Annotated in this window: 23 protein-coding genes; 7 read left to right on the top strand and 16 right to left on the bottom strand. The window is 61.6% G+C overall.

Features of this window, described 5'->3' with window-relative positions; genetic code table 11:
- Nucleotides 1-63 precede the first annotated feature (63 nt).
- From tolB to tolQ, 4 genes are read right to left on the bottom strand one after another with little or no spacing between them, the layout of a single operon-like run.
- The gene (gene tolB, locus AC0JZ4_RS10270; protein ID WP_471886281.1) at nucleotides 64-1,371 is read right to left on the bottom strand and encodes a Tol-Pal system beta propeller repeat protein TolB; all 1,308 of its coding nucleotides are present in this window, start codon (nucleotides 1,369-1,371) and stop codon (nucleotides 64-66) included.
- Between the two features lie 11 nt (nucleotides 1,372-1,382).
- A complete protein-coding gene (locus tag AC0JZ4_RS10265; RefSeq protein WP_471886280.1) occupies nucleotides 1,383-2,504 on the bottom strand; it encodes a hypothetical protein in 1,122 nt (373 codons plus the stop codon).
- 8 nt (nucleotides 2,505-2,512) lie between these two features.
- Nucleotides 2,513-2,983 (bottom strand): protein TolR, encoded by a 471-nt coding sequence (tolR, locus tag AC0JZ4_RS10260; RefSeq protein WP_471886279.1) that lies wholly within the window; start codon nucleotides 2,981-2,983, stop codon nucleotides 2,513-2,515.
- Between the two features lie 27 nt (nucleotides 2,984-3,010).
- Nucleotides 3,011-3,730 (bottom strand): protein TolQ, encoded by a 720-nt coding sequence (tolQ, locus tag AC0JZ4_RS10255; protein WP_471886278.1) that lies wholly within the window; start codon nucleotides 3,728-3,730, stop codon nucleotides 3,011-3,013.
- Nucleotides 3,731-4,043: 313 nt separating this feature from the next.
- On the opposite strand from tolQ, the gene AC0JZ4_RS10250 reads away from it, so the two are divergent.
- Nucleotides 4,044-4,331 (top strand): hypothetical protein, encoded by a 288-nt coding sequence (locus tag AC0JZ4_RS10250; protein ID WP_471886277.1) that lies wholly within the window; start codon nucleotides 4,044-4,046, stop codon nucleotides 4,329-4,331.
- Complete coding sequence (locus AC0JZ4_RS10245; RefSeq protein ID WP_471886276.1) at nucleotides 4,328-4,612, top strand: type II toxin-antitoxin system RelE/ParE family toxin; 285 nt, start codon at nucleotides 4,328-4,330, stop codon at nucleotides 4,610-4,612. Before AC0JZ4_RS10250 ends, AC0JZ4_RS10245 begins: the two co-directional genes overlap by 4 nt.
- A gap of 25 nt (nucleotides 4,613-4,637) precedes the next feature.
- On the opposite strand, the gene ybgC is transcribed toward AC0JZ4_RS10245, so the two are convergent.
- On the bottom strand, nucleotides 4,638-5,087 hold the full coding sequence (gene ybgC, locus AC0JZ4_RS10240) for a tol-pal system-associated acyl-CoA thioesterase (protein ID WP_471886275.1): 450 nt from the start codon (nucleotides 5,085-5,087) through the stop codon (nucleotides 4,638-4,640).
- Nucleotides 5,088-5,209: 122 nt separating this feature from the next.
- Here ybgC and AC0JZ4_RS10235 point away from each other — a divergent pair, with 122 nt between their 5' ends.
- The 3 genes from AC0JZ4_RS10235 (at nucleotide 5,210) to AC0JZ4_RS10225 (ending at nucleotide 8,262) form a co-directional block, all read left to right on the top strand.
- Nucleotides 5,210-6,430 (top strand): NAD-dependent epimerase/dehydratase family protein, encoded by a 1,221-nt coding sequence (locus AC0JZ4_RS10235; protein WP_471886274.1) that lies wholly within the window; start codon nucleotides 5,210-5,212, stop codon nucleotides 6,428-6,430.
- Nucleotides 6,431-6,556: 126 nt separating this feature from the next.
- Entirely contained in the window at nucleotides 6,557-7,384 is an 828-nt protein-coding gene (locus AC0JZ4_RS10230; RefSeq protein WP_471886273.1) for a glycosyltransferase, read from the top strand.
- Complete coding sequence (locus AC0JZ4_RS10225) at nucleotides 7,381-8,262, top strand: NAD-dependent epimerase/dehydratase family protein (RefSeq protein ID WP_471886272.1); 882 nt, start codon at nucleotides 7,381-7,383, stop codon at nucleotides 8,260-8,262. The genes AC0JZ4_RS10230 and AC0JZ4_RS10225 overlap by 4 nt, the downstream gene beginning before the upstream one ends.
- On the opposite strand, the gene AC0JZ4_RS10220 is transcribed toward AC0JZ4_RS10225, so the two are convergent.
- The 11 genes from AC0JZ4_RS10220 to AC0JZ4_RS10170 all read right to left on the bottom strand — a co-directional run bounded on the left by AC0JZ4_RS10220 (nucleotide 8,256) and on the right by AC0JZ4_RS10170 (nucleotide 13,412).
- Nucleotides 8,256-8,654 carry a hypothetical protein gene (locus AC0JZ4_RS10220; protein WP_471886271.1) on the bottom strand — a complete coding sequence of 133 codons (399 nt, stop codon included), beginning with the start codon at nucleotides 8,652-8,654 and terminating at the stop codon, nucleotides 8,256-8,258. The genes AC0JZ4_RS10225 and AC0JZ4_RS10220 overlap by 7 nt on opposite strands.
- A complete protein-coding gene (locus tag AC0JZ4_RS10215; RefSeq protein WP_471886270.1) occupies nucleotides 8,651-8,869 on the bottom strand; it encodes a hypervirulence associated TUDOR domain-containing protein in 219 nt (72 codons plus the stop codon). Before AC0JZ4_RS10215 ends, AC0JZ4_RS10220 begins: the two co-directional genes overlap by 4 nt.
- 55 nt (nucleotides 8,870-8,924) lie before the next feature.
- Nucleotides 8,925-9,452, bottom strand: a complete 528-nt coding sequence (locus AC0JZ4_RS10210) for an NUDIX hydrolase (protein ID WP_471886269.1) — start codon at nucleotides 9,450-9,452, stop codon at nucleotides 8,925-8,927.
- Nucleotides 9,445-10,485: a Holliday junction branch migration DNA helicase RuvB gene (gene ruvB / locus AC0JZ4_RS10205; RefSeq protein ID WP_471886268.1), complete on the bottom strand. Its 1,041-nt coding sequence runs from the start codon at nucleotides 10,483-10,485 to the stop codon at nucleotides 9,445-9,447. The genes AC0JZ4_RS10210 and ruvB overlap by 8 nt, the downstream gene beginning before the upstream one ends.
- Complete coding sequence (locus AC0JZ4_RS10200; RefSeq protein WP_471886267.1) at nucleotides 10,482-10,880, bottom strand: PIN domain-containing protein; 399 nt, start codon at nucleotides 10,878-10,880, stop codon at nucleotides 10,482-10,484. The genes ruvB and AC0JZ4_RS10200 overlap by 4 nt, the downstream gene beginning before the upstream one ends.
- Nucleotides 10,877-11,137, bottom strand: coding sequence for an AbrB/MazE/SpoVT family DNA-binding domain-containing protein (locus AC0JZ4_RS10195; protein ID WP_471886266.1), 261 nt, complete (start codon nucleotides 11,135-11,137; stop codon nucleotides 10,877-10,879). Before AC0JZ4_RS10195 ends, AC0JZ4_RS10200 begins: the two co-directional genes overlap by 4 nt.
- Nucleotides 11,138-11,193: 56 nt before the next feature.
- Complete coding sequence (ruvA, locus tag AC0JZ4_RS10190) at nucleotides 11,194-11,808, bottom strand: Holliday junction branch migration protein RuvA (protein WP_471886265.1); 615 nt, start codon at nucleotides 11,806-11,808, stop codon at nucleotides 11,194-11,196.
- Nucleotides 11,808-12,236 (bottom strand): type II toxin-antitoxin system VapC family toxin, encoded by a 429-nt coding sequence (locus AC0JZ4_RS10185; protein ID WP_471887855.1) that lies wholly within the window; start codon nucleotides 12,234-12,236, stop codon nucleotides 11,808-11,810. The genes ruvA and AC0JZ4_RS10185 overlap by 1 nt, the downstream gene beginning before the upstream one ends.
- Before the next feature lie 5 nt (nucleotides 12,237-12,241).
- Complete coding sequence (locus tag AC0JZ4_RS10180) at nucleotides 12,242-12,493, bottom strand: AbrB/MazE/SpoVT family DNA-binding domain-containing protein (RefSeq protein ID WP_471886264.1); 252 nt, start codon at nucleotides 12,491-12,493, stop codon at nucleotides 12,242-12,244.
- A gap of 67 nt (nucleotides 12,494-12,560) precedes the next feature.
- Nucleotides 12,561-13,070 (bottom strand): crossover junction endodeoxyribonuclease RuvC, encoded by a 510-nt coding sequence (ruvC, locus tag AC0JZ4_RS10175; protein WP_471886263.1) that lies wholly within the window; start codon nucleotides 13,068-13,070, stop codon nucleotides 12,561-12,563.
- Between the two features lie 75 nt (nucleotides 13,071-13,145).
- On the bottom strand, nucleotides 13,146-13,412 hold the full coding sequence (locus tag AC0JZ4_RS10170) for a hypothetical protein (RefSeq protein ID WP_471886262.1): 267 nt from the start codon (nucleotides 13,410-13,412) through the stop codon (nucleotides 13,146-13,148).
- On the opposite strand from AC0JZ4_RS10170, the gene AC0JZ4_RS10165 reads away from it, so the two are divergent.
- Together AC0JZ4_RS10165 and AC0JZ4_RS10160 are read left to right on the top strand one after the other, a co-directional pair.
- Nucleotides 13,411-14,583: a methyl-accepting chemotaxis protein gene (locus AC0JZ4_RS10165; protein ID WP_471886261.1), complete on the top strand. Its 1,173-nt coding sequence runs from the start codon at nucleotides 13,411-13,413 to the stop codon at nucleotides 14,581-14,583. The genes AC0JZ4_RS10170 and AC0JZ4_RS10165 overlap by 2 nt on opposite strands.
- A 129-nt stretch (nucleotides 14,584-14,712) precedes the next feature.
- Nucleotides 14,713-15,708 carry an LLM class flavin-dependent oxidoreductase gene (locus tag AC0JZ4_RS10160; protein ID WP_471886260.1) on the top strand — a complete coding sequence of 332 codons (996 nt, stop codon included), beginning with the start codon at nucleotides 14,713-14,715 and terminating at the stop codon, nucleotides 15,706-15,708.
- Nucleotides 15,709-15,721: the final 13 nt, after the last annotated feature.

Genomic DNA, 15,721 nt, shown 5'->3' with positions numbered 1-15,721 from the left:
TCCAGTGAAATGGGGCAGCAAAGAGGCAAAAGCGCCTCACTCTTGATTGCAGCCGTTTACAGCCTATTCGAGCAGCGGCGACCAGGCCGGGTCGGAACCGTAGGACGGCGTCTTGATCGCCTGCTCATTATAGCCGGTCAGGTCGATCGAAAAGAGCTGCGGTCCGCCGGCGCCGGCGTTCTGGCGGAAGAACATCAGTACGCGGCCGTTGGGCGCCCAGGTGGGGCCCTCATTGTGGAAACCGCTCGTCAGAATGCGCTCGCCCGAACCATCGGGACGCATCACGCCGATCGAGAACTTTCCGCCCGACTGCTTGGTGAAGGCGATCAGATCGCCGCGCGGCGACCAGACCGGCGTGGAATAGGAACCGTCGCCGAAGGAGATGCGGTTCTGGCCGGAGCCATCTGCATTCATCACGTAAATCTGCTGGCGTCCGCCACGGTCGCTTTCAAACGTGATCCGCTGCCCGTCCGGCGAATAGGACGGTGCGGTGTCGATCGCCGCCGTCGAGGTCAGGCGGGTCGTGGTGCGCGAACGCAGGTCCATCGTGTAGATGTTGGCATTGCCTTCCTGCTGCAGGCTCATGATGACCTTCTGGCCATCCGGAGAGAAGCGCGGCGAGAACGTCATGCCCGGAAAATTACCGACCACTTCACGCTGCCCTGTTTCCAGCTGCAGAAGATAGACGCGCGGCTGGTTGCCCTCGAAGGACATGTAGGTGACTTCCTGACGGCTCGGCGAGAAGCGCGGCGTCAGAACCAAGTCCTTGGTGTTGGTCAGCATGCGGACGTTGAAACCGTCCTGGTCCATGATGGCGAGCTGGCGCTGGCGGGCAGTCTTCGGCCCGCTTTCGGAAACGAACACGACACGGGTGTCGAAATAGCCCTTTTCGCCGGTGATCCGCTCATAGATCGCGTCGGCGATGATATGGGCGAGACGGCGCCAGTTCTCCGGCTGGGTGTAGAACTGCTGGCCGGTCATCTGCTGGCCGGCATAGGTATCCCAGAGGCGGAATTCGGCGCGCAGACGACCATCGGCCTCGCGGCTGATGCGGCCGACGACCATTGCCTGTGCATTGATCGCCGTCCAGTCCTGGAAGCGCGGTGCACGGTTCGGATCGGTGATCTTTTCGATGAACGCGGCCTTGTTGACCGGCGCGAACAGGCCCGAACGCTGCAGATCGGCGGCAACCACCTGGGAAATCTGCGCGCCAAGCTCGTTATTCGACAGGAAGTCGGTGATCGCGATCGGCAGCGGCTCGACATTACCCTTGTTGATGTTGATCTCGACAACCGCGTGAGCAGGCGTGGCAAAGACCGTGGCCATTCCGGCAATCGCCATCATGAGACCGATGAAGGAACGTTTGATCATGATTGGGCCTTTCAAAGCAGGTCGCTCGGCGTGAAGTTGACGACGACTTCACTCCAGGCGTCGTATTTGTCTGCAGGCAGGTTTCTGAACGGCGAGGACCGCAGCACCGCACGGCGGGCGCTCGATTCGAGCGTCCTGCGCGCCACATCCGAGCCGCCGCTCGACGAAACCGTCGGTTCTCCGACGATCGCGCCGGACTGGTCCAGCCGCATTTCGACCCGGATGACGACGCCGTCGGCGCCCTCGATACCGGAAATATAGGACCAGTTGTTCTGGATCTGGCCACGCAGCGCGTCCATTTCGCTCTGGCTGAGCCTGGAACCGCCGGTATTGGTCTTGCCGCCGAGAGACGCCGTCTGGGTCGAGCGCTTGGCGCCGCCATTGGCCGGCGCCTGCTTGTTCAGCAGCGCCGCGATATCGTCGGCATTGAAATCGCTTTCCTTGGAAGACGCGGATTTCGCCACTTCCTGCTTGCGGTCGGCAACCTTCTTGTCGGTCGGCTTTTCAGCGGCCTTCGGCTGCTCGGGCTTCTTTTCCGGCGGCTTCTCGGCGGGCTTGGCCTGTTCCTTCGGCGGCTCGGGCTTCGGCTTGGCGGTCGGCAGCGGGATCGAATCGGGCAGCGGCATCGCCTCTTCCGGCGTCTCGGCAGCCGGTTCGGGCGTCGGCTCGGGGGCGGGCGTCGGTGGCGTCGGCTCAGGCTTCTGCTGCGGCAGGGCCGCGACTTCCTGCGGCGCCGGCGCCGTTTCTTCCTTGGCAATCTCGGTGGAAGCGGTCGGCTTGGTATCGACGACCGGGGCCGGCTTTTCCTGGGCTGCGGGCGCTGCGGCGGATTCGTTGTTGCTCGGCTTGGCGGTCGGCATCGGCGGCGCTTTGATGTCGACATTGTTATCGCCGACATTCTGCGCGTCCGGCACCGGGTCCGGCCTTGTGGTCGGCGTCGGCGCGGCGGTTTCCGTCATCGGGGCGTTCTTGTCACCCTGCTGGATCTGGGTGAATTCCTCGATCGGCACGAGATCGACGGGCAGCGTCTCGGTATTGGCGACCTCGAGCGGCTCCGGCGCGCCAAGCGACACCAGCGCAAAGGCGAGAGCCGATACGTGAATGATCGCGGATGTGGTGAGGCTCGCCTTCATCTGATCCGTCAGTTGCCCGGTTGTGCGTTCTGCCGCTGCTGCGTGACGAGGCCGATATTGCGGAAACCGGCGCCCTGGATGCGGGCCATGACATCCGCCACGACACCGTAGGCCGACGTCGTGTCGGCGCGCACGAAGATGCGCTCGTTATAGCCCGTGGTCGAAATGGCCTGTAGCTTCGGCGCGATCTCGTCGGCCGCGATCGGCGTTTCCTGCAGGTGGATCTGGCCATCGGCATTGACGCTGATGGTGATCGGCTGCGTTTCCGAATTGAGCGAGGACGCCTGCGTCTGCGGCAGGTCGACGGGTACGCCGACCGTCATCATCGGTGCTGCGACCATGAAGATGATCAACAGCACGAGCATGACGTCGACGAGCGGCGTCACGTTGATTTCGCTGATGGCACCGCCACGGCTGCGGCCGCGACGGCCGCGACGACCGCCACCCGATCCCTTGGAACCTCCGGCAGACATGCCCATGAGTGTACCTCCTTGATCCGCTGGCGGTTACTGCGCAGCCTGGCGCGGCTGCAGCTTTTCGTCGATCTGGCGCGACAGGATGGCCGAGAACTCGTCTGCGAAGCCTTCCATACGCGAGCCAAGCTTGCCGGCGTCGGCGGTGAACTTGTTGTAGGCCATGACGGCCGGGATGGCTGCGACCAGACCGATCGCCGTCGCCAGCAGCGCTTCGGCAATACCGGGTGCAACGACCGCAAGATTGGTGGACTGCGAACCGGCGATTGCCTGGAACGAGGTCATGATGCCGATGACGGTACCGAAAAGACCGATGAACGGACCGGCGGAACCGATCGTCGCAAGCGAACCGAGACGCGCCTCATAGACTTCCGCCTCGCGCGCCATCGTGACGTCCATCGCCCTGTCGATACGCATCTGCAGGCCGATGGGCGAACGCGCGCCGCGCTCGAAGCTTTTCTTCCACTCGCGCATGGCGGCCACGAAAATGGCGGCAAGGCCATTGTTCTGGCGCTCGCCGAGCGTGCGGTAAAGTTCTTCCAGCGACTGGCCGGACCAGAACACCTGTTCGAACTGGTCGAACTGCCGGCGAGCCTTGCCGAAGGCGACATATTTGTCGATCACGATCGCCCAAGTCCATACCGACGCGCCGATGAGGCCAATCATGACCGCCTTGACGATCAGACCTGCCTGCATGAAGAGAGCCCACAGACTGACGTCGTGCGTCGCGGCTTCCAAAGCTACCTGTTCCATCCACTATCCCCGAATCCAAACGCCCGGCATGACGACCGGGCGGGTTCCAAAGCACGCTTTCGCGAAACTGTACGTGACCACGAAGAGAGCTGCCCTAACCCCAAGATGTCCTGAGTTTTCAGCTTGGCTTCTCGCCTTCAAATTTGGTCAAAGGAAGGCGTGCGTTGCACAAATTCCTCAGCCTCCAGTAAGACTACATTATCGTTAATAATGCGTTACGAATATGTCTGGCTGCGTGACTTGGCGGCGGGGTTCTGTGCTTGGGCCGCATTCAGTGGTAGCCTTTGGAACTCAACCATGTCGAGAGCCACAAATGACTGATACCACCGTCACATTCACTGTCGATGATGATCTGAAGTCAGCCTTTGAGAAGGTAGCAAACGCGCAGAATAGAACAAGCGACGAAACACTGCGCCAATTGATGCGCGACTTCATCGTCGAGCATGACCCCGATGCGGACTACGGTGATTGGTTCCTGCAGCAAGTCGACGAGGGTTTGGCTGATGCCAATGCCGGTAATCTGGTCTCCTCTGACGAGGTAACAGACTACTTCGCGGAACTACGCGAGAGAACGAAGCACAATCTCCGCAGCCGTCGATGAGGCTTGTCTGGACGCGCCGTTCTCTCCACGACCGCAGCAGCAGCTATATGTTTGTCGAACGGGAGGATCCGGCTGCGGCCATCAGGCTCGACGAACTATTCCATCATGCGACGCAGAGGCTTTCGTCACTTCCCTATCTCGGCCGTATAGGCAGGAGGTCCGGAACGCGGGAACTGGTCGTCCATCCGAGCTACCTCCTCATCTATGACATCACGCAAGATCAAATACGCGTTCTTCGTCTGCTTCATACGGCAAGAAAGTGGCCTCCAGGACCGAAGTGAGTCCAGCCACGGTTGCGCCGCCGCATCAAACCGCACGCCCGAGAAATTTTTCCGCGATCGTTTCCGGCAGCCGTCTCGGCCGACCGTGCTTGTTGATCACCGCGATCACCACCTTGGCCGCGATCAGCAGCGTTCCGTCGCGCCGGATCTCCTGGTTGAGCACCATCTTCGCACCGCCGGCCTTTTCGGTGACGGTTGAAATCGTGATGATGTCGTCCATCCGCGCCGGCTGCTTGAAGTCGATCTCCATCCGGTGGACGACGAAGACCAGCCCTTCCTCGTCGGCTTCGATCAGCGCGCTCTGCTCGCAGCCGAGGCAGCGCAGATAGTCGCTGCGTCCGCGCTCCAGGAAATGCAGATAGCGGGCGTGATAGATCAGCCCGGAAAAGTCCGTGTCCTCGTAATAGACCCGCTGCACGAGGCGATGGCCGTTCTCGATCAATTCGCCGGAAAGGAGAAAATTTTCACTATTCATCGGGCTTGCCTTGGAAAAACCTTATCGTCCTCTGGATATCGCGAGTACGCTGCCCCACTATTGAACGGGCGTCATATTTCCTCCCTAACAGGAAAACTGAAGAACACCACTGGAGATTTTTTATGAAGATTGCAGTCATGGGCGGCGACGGTTTCATTGGATGGCCGACATCCCTTCACCTGTCCCATGCGGGCCATGAGGTCCACATTCTCGACAATCTTTCCCGCCGCTGGATCGATACCGAACTCGGCGTGCAATCGCTGACCCCGATGGACTCGATACAGGAGCGCACCCGCATCTGGCATGCCGAGACAGGCCGTCGCATCCATTTCAGCCTGATCGATCTGGCGAAAGACTACGAGCTGCTGAAGAACTGGCTGGCCGAGCATCGCCCGGACGCGATCGTGCATTTCGCCGAACAGCGCGCCGCACCCTATTCGATGAAGAGCGACCGCCATAAGAACTACACGGTCAACAACAACGTCAATGCCACCCATAACCTTCTGAATGCGCTGGTCGAACTCGGCCTCGACACCCATCTCGTGCATCTCGGCACGATGGGCGTCTATGGCTATTCCACCGTTGGCGCTGCAATCCCGGAAGGCTATCTTCCGGTCGGCATCGAGACGATGGGTGGCGAGACGGTTTCCCAGGAAATCCTCTACCCGTCGAACCCCGGCTCGATCTATCACATGACCAAGTGCCTGGATCAGCTGCTGTTCGCCTTCTACGCCAAGAACGACCGGCTGCGCATCACCGACCTGCACCAGGGTATCGTCTGGGGCACCCATACCGCCGAGACGCGCATCCACGAACAGCTGATCAACCGATTCGACTATGACGGCGATTACGGCACCGTTCTTAACCGCTTCCTCATCCAGGCGGCGATCGGCTATCCGTTGACCGTGCACGGCACCGGCGGCCAGACCCGCGCCTTCATTCACATCCAGGATTCGGTGCGCTGCATCGAAATCGCGCTCAACAACCCGCCCGCATCCGGCGGCCGCGTCGAAATCTTCAACCAGATGACCGAGACGCACCGCATCCGCGATCTGGCAGAGATGATCTCGAAGATGACCGGCACCAAGATCGCCTGGCTGCCCAACCCGCGCAAGGAAGCGCCGGAAAACGATCTCGTCGTGAAGAACGAGAAGTTCCTCGAACTCGGCCTGAAGCCGACGACGCTGCGCGAAGGCCTTCTGTCGGAGATCGTCGACGTGGCGAAGAAATACGCCTACCGCGTCGACCGCTCGCGCGTCCCGGCCGTTTCCGCCTGGACCAAGGACATAGCCGCCACCATCGACCGGGATCCGGAAGGCAAGCGCTTGAAGTCGGTCTCCTAAGAAGCCCATTCCGTCATCCTCGGGCTTGTCCCGAGGATCTACCCACGTAAAATTCGGCGCAGACGGCGGAGGCTCGGGACCATCCCGAGCGTGACGCGCGCAAGCACGACAGGACGAGCCAGACCCATGCGCAACGCCTTCGTCACATTGGTGACCAATGCCGATTACGTGAAAGGCGCGACCGCCCTCGTCCATTCACTGCGTCACACCGGCACCGGTGCGGATATAGTCCTGATGCACACCGGCGCGGTCGAGCCGGATGCCCTGGCTCATCTTGCAGCGATCGGATGCAGGCTTGTTGCCGTCGAGCATTTGGCGCTGTCGGATGCCTTCAACGAACGCCATGCGCGAAAGAACCTGCATGGCGCCGCCCCCTTCACCAGGGGCCGTAAGCCGGATTTCCACACGCCGCTCGACAATTTCTGCAAGCTGCGCCTCTGGCAGCTCACCGAATACGACACCGTCGTCTTCCTCGACGCCGACATCATTGTCCTGAAGACCATCGACAAGCTGTTCGGCTACCCGGAATTTTCCGCTGCCCCGAACGTCTATGAAAGCGTTGCGGATTTCCACCGCCTCAACTCCGGCGTCTTCGTCGCCAAGCCGTCCACCGAAACATATGAGCGGATGCTTGTCGCGCTGGACCAGCCGGATGCCTTCTGGCGGCGGACCGACCAGACGTTTCTGGAAAGCTTCTATCCCGACTGGCACGGCCTGCCGGTCTTCATGAACATGCTGCAATATGTCTGGTTCAACATGCCGGCACTTTGGGACTGGAAAGACATTGCGATCCTCCACTACCAGTATGAAAAGCCCTGGGAGACGGACCATCCGAAATCGGACCGCCTGCGCCCGCTGATCGAACTGTGGCACGCCTTCCACGAAAACCGCGCCATCCCGGAGATTGCAAGTCTTGCCAATCCGACAATTCCCGAAATCGGAGTGAGCGCTTGAAGGTCCTCGTCTCCGGCGCAACCGGCCTTGTCGGCCGCTACATCGTCGAGGGTCTGATTGCCGCCGGCCATGCGGTGACTGTCGGAGCACGACGCCAGCCGAGAGCCGGCTTTTTCTCGCAACCGCTCCGCTTCACCCCTCTTGAACTGGACCCGGCCCAGGACCAGAGCGCCGCCTTCGAGGGCATGGAGGCTTTCGTCCACGCAGCTTTCGACCACCTGCCGGGAAAATATCGCGGCGGCGAGGGAAACGACCCGGAGCGGTTTAGAAGACTCAATCTCGACGGCTCGGTCAGACTGTTCGAGACGGCCAGACATGCGGGCCTGAAACGCGCAGTTTTCCTATCAAGCCGCGCCGTCTATGATGGCTTGGCTGCGGGAACGCTTCTCACCGAAGATCTGCCGCTCAGCCCCACCTCTCTCTATGGCGAGGTCAAGTTCGTCTGCGAACAGGCGCTGTCGGCGCTGTCCGGCCCAGGCTTTACCGCCGCATCGCTGCGCCCCACCGGGGTCTACGGCCATCTGCGGCCGAACAAATGGGATGACCTGATTGCCGACGCCTTCACCGGCCGGCCGCTCGTGCCGCGCGCCGGCACCGAGGTTCACGGAGCCGACGTCGCTGCGGCTGTGCAGCTGATGCTGGAAGAGGATGCAGCCGTCATCGACGGCCAGAGCTTCAACATATCCGACGTCACGGTCGACACGCGGATGATCGTCGAACGGCTGGGCGTGCCGGCCCGCCTTGTGGCCTTGGCGACACTGTCCGCCAACATCATGGACACCCGGAAGATCCGCCGCATCGGCTGGAAGCCCGGTGGAATGCGGCGGTTTGACGAGACCATGGCCTCGCTTGCGAGGCCGCTCGGCACCGCTCACTGATGGTGCGTAGTGTGCCTCGCGACGTTTCCGTCAAGTCCATGCCTGCCTGAAGGTTCCTTGTCCTTCCTGGCCGCCTCGATGACCTTCGCCTGCGCCTCCGCCCATTTCTGGCCCGCATCGCCGCCCCAGAGCAGCCATGCGATATAGCCCGTCGAAGGGTCTTCATCGTCGCCGAAATTATCGGATCGCTTGTCGACCTTGTGACGGGCGAAGTAACTGGCCATCCGCTTCACCGTCAGATCGGAAAGCGACTTGCGATGCTGCAGATCGCGGGCGCGGGCAATACCGACCGTGGTTCCGCCACGCCGGAATTTCGCCCGGAGCTTGAGCCCTTTCTCGGCGGCAGTGGACACCTCCATCGGCGGGCGATTGTCGATCTCTCTCTCGGTCATGACGCCCTCCGGATTTCCGTCAGGCTTTTCAGGACGCGATCGCCGTCATGCTGCTCGATCAGGAAGGCCGGTTCATCGGCGCTTGCATTGCGCCTGACCGCCTTGCCCTTGATCCGCCGTGTGACGTCCTCGGTGAATTTTTGGGTAACCTTGCCCTCGGCTCTGGAGCGGCCCCAGCGCCACTCGACTTCGCTTCCGACCTGGATTTTCTGCATGAAAAACTCCTTTCGTCTGAGGGGCAAACTCAAGGAGCGGCGTGATGTTCCGAAATCAGTCCTTCAGATCGAGATCGCCGTCGCGCTGAACGACATGCCGCGGCGTGGCCGGCAGGTTTTCGATTTCCTCGGCGATGAAATAGGGCGGAATGTCGAGCGCTCGCAGCGCCTCACGCGTTGCCGGCACCCATTTGAACTCCAGCTCATGCGTATCGACCACCCGGTGGACGATATCCGCCGGATGGAACGGAAAGTTTTCGGGCAATTCCATGCGGTAGTAAAAGCCGAGTTCGTGCCAGTCCTTCTCCTCGTAATGGAAGAAATTCTCCACCACCCAGAGCAGCGGCCCGACCGTGGCCGTCACGCCCAGTTCCTCGACCATCTCGCGGGCAAGCGTCTCTTCCGACGTTTCACCCATCTCCGCGCGACCGCCCGGAAAGGTCCAGAACGCCTCATGCACGGCACGGTGCACGAGCACATGCCCGTCGCGAAACGCGAGACCGGCAATGCGCATCTGGAAAATCCGCTTCGGCTTGAATTTCATGCGGATGCGCAGATCCTGCGGCTTGCTGTTCTTACTCATCTTCGAGGCTCATGCGGAACTGCGCCGCTTCCATATCCTTCGGCGGCTGCAGGCCGAGATGTTTCCAGGCGACCGACGTCAGCACGCGGCCGCGCGGCGTGCGCTGGATGAAACCCTGCTGGATCATGTAGGGCTCGATAATATCCTCGATCGCATCGCGCGGCTCGGACAGGCCCGCGGCAATGGTCTCGATACCCACCGGACCGCCGGCGAAATTCACCGCGATCATGTTGAGATAGCGCTTGTCCAGCTGGTCGAAGCCGGCGTGGTCGACATTGAGCCGCACCAGCGCCTCGTCGGCGATCTCCTTCGTCACCGCCTCCGCCCGCGCCACTTCGGCGAAGTCGCGCACCCGGCGCAACAGACGGCCGGCAATACGCGGGGTGCCACGAGCACGCCGGGCAATCTCACGCGCGCCGTCATCGGTCATCTTCAGGCCCATCAGCCGAGCACCACGGCGCACGATGCCCTCCAGCTCCTCGACGGTGTAGAAGCTCAACCGTACTGGAATGCCGAAGCGATCGCGCAGCGGTGTGGTCAAAAGGCCGATACGGGTGGTGGCCGCGACCAGCGTGAACTTCGACAGGTCGATCTTCACCGAGCGCGCCGCCGGCCCCTCGCCGATGATCAGGTCGAGCTGAAAATCCTCCATCGCCGGATAGAGGATTTCCTCGACCGCCGGGTTGAGACGATGGATTTCGTCGATGAACAGAACGTCGCGTTCTTCGAGATTGGTCAGCAGCGCTGCGAGATCACCCGCCTTGGCGATGACCGGGCCGGAGGTGGAGCGGAAATTGACGCCGAGCTCCTTGGCCATGATCTGCGCCAGCGTCGTCTTGCCAAGCCCCGGCGGGCCGACGAACAGGACATGATCCAGCGCCTCGCCACGGTTCTTGGCTGCTTCGATGAAGATCTTCAGGTTGGCACGCGCTTCCGCTTGGCCGGTGAATTCGTCGAGCGATTGCGGGCGCAGCGCGGTGTCGAGATCTTCCCCCCGCTTTTCCGGCGAAATGAGGCGGCTATCGTCTGTCATGCAAGCAGTTCCATTCCGGGCACGCGAGCGGCGGCATGCCTGTCAAAAGTTATTGTCCTGTCACATCCCGCTGCACGATTACGCATCGCGATGAAACTGTCTGCGAACTCGACGGGATGATCACGCATCAGCGCCAGTGTCTCCTCGACCAGATTTTCATCCTCGATCACCAGATCTTCCGAATCCAGCAGATCGTTAATCGCGGCCGCGACATCCATCCGCTCGATCCGCAGACGCCTGCGCAGAAACCATGCGAATTCCATCAACGATATGCAGCTGACATAAGCGGGGCCATCGGACTCAAGCCTGCTCAAGAACGCGATGACCTTGGGCGATTGTACGGCATCGTCCTGCAGCACGAGCCGCAGCAGGATGTTGGTGTCCAGCCCGATCAACGCTTATTCACCAGATGCTCGGTCGCCACATCTGCGATCGCATCCCGCATTTCGTCCACGGTCAAGACCTCTCGCGCAGGATCTGCAAACCGACCAGCCAGATCTGCCAATCGCTTGTTCTTCGCCTTGATCGCGACCTCGCCATTGCGCACGATATAGCGGATTTTGTCGCCTGGCTTGAGCTTGAGTATCTCTCTGATTTCCACCGGCACGGTTGTTTGCCCCTTGGACGTCATCGTTCCATGAAAGACGGTCATGCCCAGAAATCCTTACCGAAAGTACATCGTAAGGAAAATGGTACAGGGAAAGGACGTCATCGCGCAAGTTCCTTCAGCCCCAGCCGGATCAGCTTGGCGCTATCCGCCCCCTCACCCGCCGTCTTCATGGCTGCCGCCACCGCATTGGCGGCCTGATCGCGAGAATAACCGAGATTGGTGAGTGCCGAGACGGCGTCCGCAACAGGCGCGGAGGCGACGCCTTCGCCGAGCTCCTGCTTGAGACCGATAGTGGCGGAAGCCTCGCCGGCGAAGGCGGGCGCCTTGTTCTTCAATTCAGTGACGATGCGCACCGCCACCTTCGGCCCCACGCCCGGAGCGCGCGAAACGACGGTCTTGTCCTGCAGCGCGATCGCATTGGCGAGTTCCGATGGCGTCAGCGTCGAAAGCACCGCCAGCGCCACCTTGGAGCCGACGCCCTGCACGCTCTGCAGCAGCTTGAACCATTCGCGTTCCAGCGCCGAGACGAAGCCGAACAGCTTCAGCTGGTCCTCGCGTACATAGGTCTCGATGAACAGGATCGCCGCCTCGCCGACACTCAGTCGCGACAGCGTGCGCGACGAGCAGAAGGCTTCGTAACAGACGCCATGCACATCGACGAGCGCATAGTCGTCGCCGATCTCGTCGATAGTGCCTTTGAGCTTGCCGATCATTATGGGGATCCTGGAAGGGGGTGAGTGTCGGGGGCGATCAGTTCGATGTCCGGAAAATAGCTGCGATAGCCGGCGGGATCACGCGTCAGAAGCCGGTACCCTCGAACTGTCGCATGCGCACCGATCAGAAAATCCGGAAGGATGCGCTCGCGCCGGCCGCCGCCTACCTGGTATCGCCGAAACGCATAGGAGGCTGCGAATGCGGCAGGCCATGGCAGGTTCTCGCGCACGAACTGATTGCGCGGCAGCAGGGCTTCGACCGTATCCAGATCGTCATAGCGATAGGAAAATTCGGAAAAGATGATCTGGTTGATAATCACGCTACCACCGGCCATCGCGACCATTAGCTGGCTTCTGGACCACTCTAGCCAGGTTGCATCGCGCACGGCGAGATCGACCAGGATATTGGTATCGATAAGTGTCGCCATGCCGGTCATCGATCGCGCGTAATGCGCATCAGTTCATCGGCATTCAACGCCTGATCGCCGGTGCCGCCGAGCTGATCGAGCGTCGCGACGAAACGATCCAGCCGCGCACGGTCCGCCTCTGCCGTCGTCCCGTGCTTTGGTGTCAGCGTAATGACCCCGCCTTCGACGCCGAAGATGACCTCGCTGTTGGGCGCAATACCGACCAGCTCGCGAAGATCCCGCGGAATTGTCACCTGGCCTTTGGATGTCACACGCATGAGCTTGCTCCTCTAAGTAAGAAAATATCCTACCACTAGAACAAGTCAAGAACAAATGCGCCCGTGATTACCCTGCAAGCGCCTGCCGCATGCGGTTTCCGCCACGGTTATGGGCGTGGCAGATGGCGATCGCCAGCGCGTCGGCGGCATCGTTGCCCTTGAATTCGGCCTTCGGCATCAGGATTTTCAGCATCATGTGGATCTGCTTCTTGTCGCCATGGCCGACGCCGATCACCGACTTCTTCACCGCGTTCGGCGCGTACTCGGCAACTGGCAGTCCGGCGCGTGCCGGCACCAGCATGGCGATGCCACGGGCCTGACCGAGCTTCAGCGTCGCCACCGCATCCTTGTTGACGAAGGTCTGCTCGACGGCAGCCTCATGCGGCTGATGGCTGTGCACGACCTCCGCCAGTCCGTCATGCAGCTGGCAGAGCCTTGAGGCGAGATCCATGTCGCCATCGGACGTGACGGTGCCCGATGCGACGAAGCGCAGCGAATTGCCGATCGTCTCTATGACCCCCCAGCCGCAACGGCGCAGGCCCGGATCTATGCCGATGATTCGAATGATGTCTGCCATGGCCCACCCTATTCCTGTCTGCCCTTGAGTGCCATCGAAATATGAACAAAACAGAAACATCGCAAAACACTCGACTTAACCCGGCGTTAACCATGATCGCATCGTTTCCTCTTTGGCGCGCAACGCAAACGCATCCTTCGCGTTGAAGGTGTTCTCGAATGATACGAGAGGAGGGATGGCGATGTCGGAACGCCAGTTTTTGTTCATGAAGATCACCGCGATGCTGTTGTTGCAAAACGGGTTGCTGGCTGCGATGGCAGCATATTTCTCTCCGGGCATGTCGATGGCCATGATGGCCGCGCTGGCAGCGGGCGTCACCGTCTTTTCGGTGGCGGCGGCCATGATGGCCACCCGTCTCGCCTGCACCGAAGAAGTGTCCTCCCCGACCGCGCCTTCCTGCGCACCTCACCTCAACACGCCGGTGGCTGCCACCGACGACGCGGAAATTCGTGCCCCAGCGTCCAGGCCGACGGCCGTTACCCGCCTCGTCAGCGCACAGGAACAGGCCCACCCGACATCGGCGGAGCGCCTCGAGGCGGCGGAAACGGCCCTACGCTCGCTCGATGCCGCCGCCCGCCGGCTCGCCTCGGGTGACCTCTCGGCGCGTCTCGACACGCCATTTGCCAGCCCGTTCGAAGGCACCCGCGGCGATTTCAATCGCGCCGCCTCATCCTTCGATGACAGCATGGCGGCAATCACCATCGCGGCCGGAACGCTGCATGGCGAATGCGCCCAGGCCCGCCTGCGCCTTCACCGGGAGCGGGCGACGATGACCGACGAGATCCCCGCCCTGTCGGCAGCCGGAAACGGCGTCCAGGATATCGCCGAACTGCTGGAGAGGCAGACACAGTCGGTCAACGAGATCGTTGCCGAACTCGGCGACGCACACCAGCGCATGTTCGTCGAGCGGCAGGCCGCGGAATGCGCGGCGCAGGACATGGTCGTGGTCGACGGCAAGCTCGGCTCGGCCACCGCGCAGATGCGCGACATCGCTTTCCGCGCCAACATGATCGCCGTCAGCACCAATCTCGCGTCCACGGAAGCGGCCGCCGATGGCGGCGCGATGCAGGCTTTCGCCGCGGAAATGCGTGGCCTCGCGGAAGAAGGCGCAAAGGCCGCACGGCAAGCCTCCATGATGGAGCGCGACCTGGCAAAGGCTGTCACCCGCGCCAAGTCCGCCATCGATCGGATGGTGCGCGAGGAACGGCAGATGGAAGCAAGGCTGGAACTCGCCCGCAACAAGCTTGAGGCGGTGTCGAAGGCCTCGCGCATGTCCGCCGAAATGTCAGGCCGGATCGGAACGGTGGTCAGCGATGCGGTCGCCTCGTCCGGCAAACGCCGCATCCTCGACCACGCGCTGGAAACGGCTTTGGAGCGGATGGGGCATGAACTGGGCGAGATCAACCGCCATTGTGGTCGCTTCATTCCCGTCACCACCATTCATGACGGCGTGTCGCCGCCGGACGGAGGGTCTGGGCGCTCGCGCGGTTACCTGCGGCTGGTCAAGAATTGAGCGGTGCCGCGCGGATGGCACGACAGCGACAAGGGTGCTTCGGCACCCTTTTGTCGGTTCAAGGGTCGCATCGCGCCGCGCGCCTTCCTAAATAGGCTGACATATTGTCATCCCGTTCAAGGTAGTCCCATGATTCCGTTTTCGATACTCGATCTTTCGCCGGTCGGCGAAGGCTATACGGTCAGCGATGCGCTCGACCAGTCGCGTCAGATGGCGATCAAGGCCGAGGAGCAAGGCTACAAACGCGTCTGGCTGGCGGAACATCACGGCATGCCGGGCATCGCCAGCGCCGCGACCGCCATCGTCATCGCCCATGTCGGCGCGGCCACCAAAACGATCCGCGTCGGCTCCGGCGGTGTCATGCTGCCCAATCATTCGCCACTCGTCATCGCCGAACAGTTCGGCACGCTCGAGGCGCTGCTGCCCGGCCGCGTCGACCTGGGCCTAGGCCGCGCACCCGGCACCGACATGCGCACGGCCAACGCGCTTCGCCGCAACATGGAAGCCGGCGCGGAAAACTTCCCTCAGGATATCGTCGAGCTGAAACATCTTCTCGGCACGCCGATCGAAAACCAGGCGATCATCGCGGTGCCCGGAACCGAGGCCAACGTGCCGATCTGGCTGCTCGGCTCCAGCCTTTACAGCGCTCATCTCGCCGCAGCACTTGGCCTTCCTTACGCATTTGCCTCGCATTTCGCCCCCGACATGCTGATGGATGCGATCGCCATCTACCGCGAACGCTTCCAGCCCTCGGCCGAACTCGACAAGCCCTATGTGATGGTCGGCGTCATGGGCGTGGCCGCCGACACGGATGAAGAGGCGGAAAAGCTGTTCACCTCATCGCAGCAGCAATTCGTCAACCTGCGCAAGAATGTCCGCAATCGCTTCCCGAAGCCTCTCGAGACCATGGACGGCTTCTGGACCCCGATGGAGAAGATGAGCGTCGAGCACACGCTGCGCTATGCAGCGGTCGGCTCGGTGGCGACGATCGAGGCGCAGCTGAAGGAGTTTCTCGCCGAAACGGAGGCCGACGAACTGATCGTCTCGATGCCGATCCACGACATCGACAAGCGGCTGCACTCGGTTGAACTGTTTGCATCGCTGCCGATGATGCAGAAGGCCTAGGCTGATACCAAAA

The organism is [Rhizobium] kunmingense (assembly GCF_977018605.1).
Note: the sequence above shows the minus strand (reverse complement) of the source record. Positions and strands in the feature narration are given on the sequence as shown.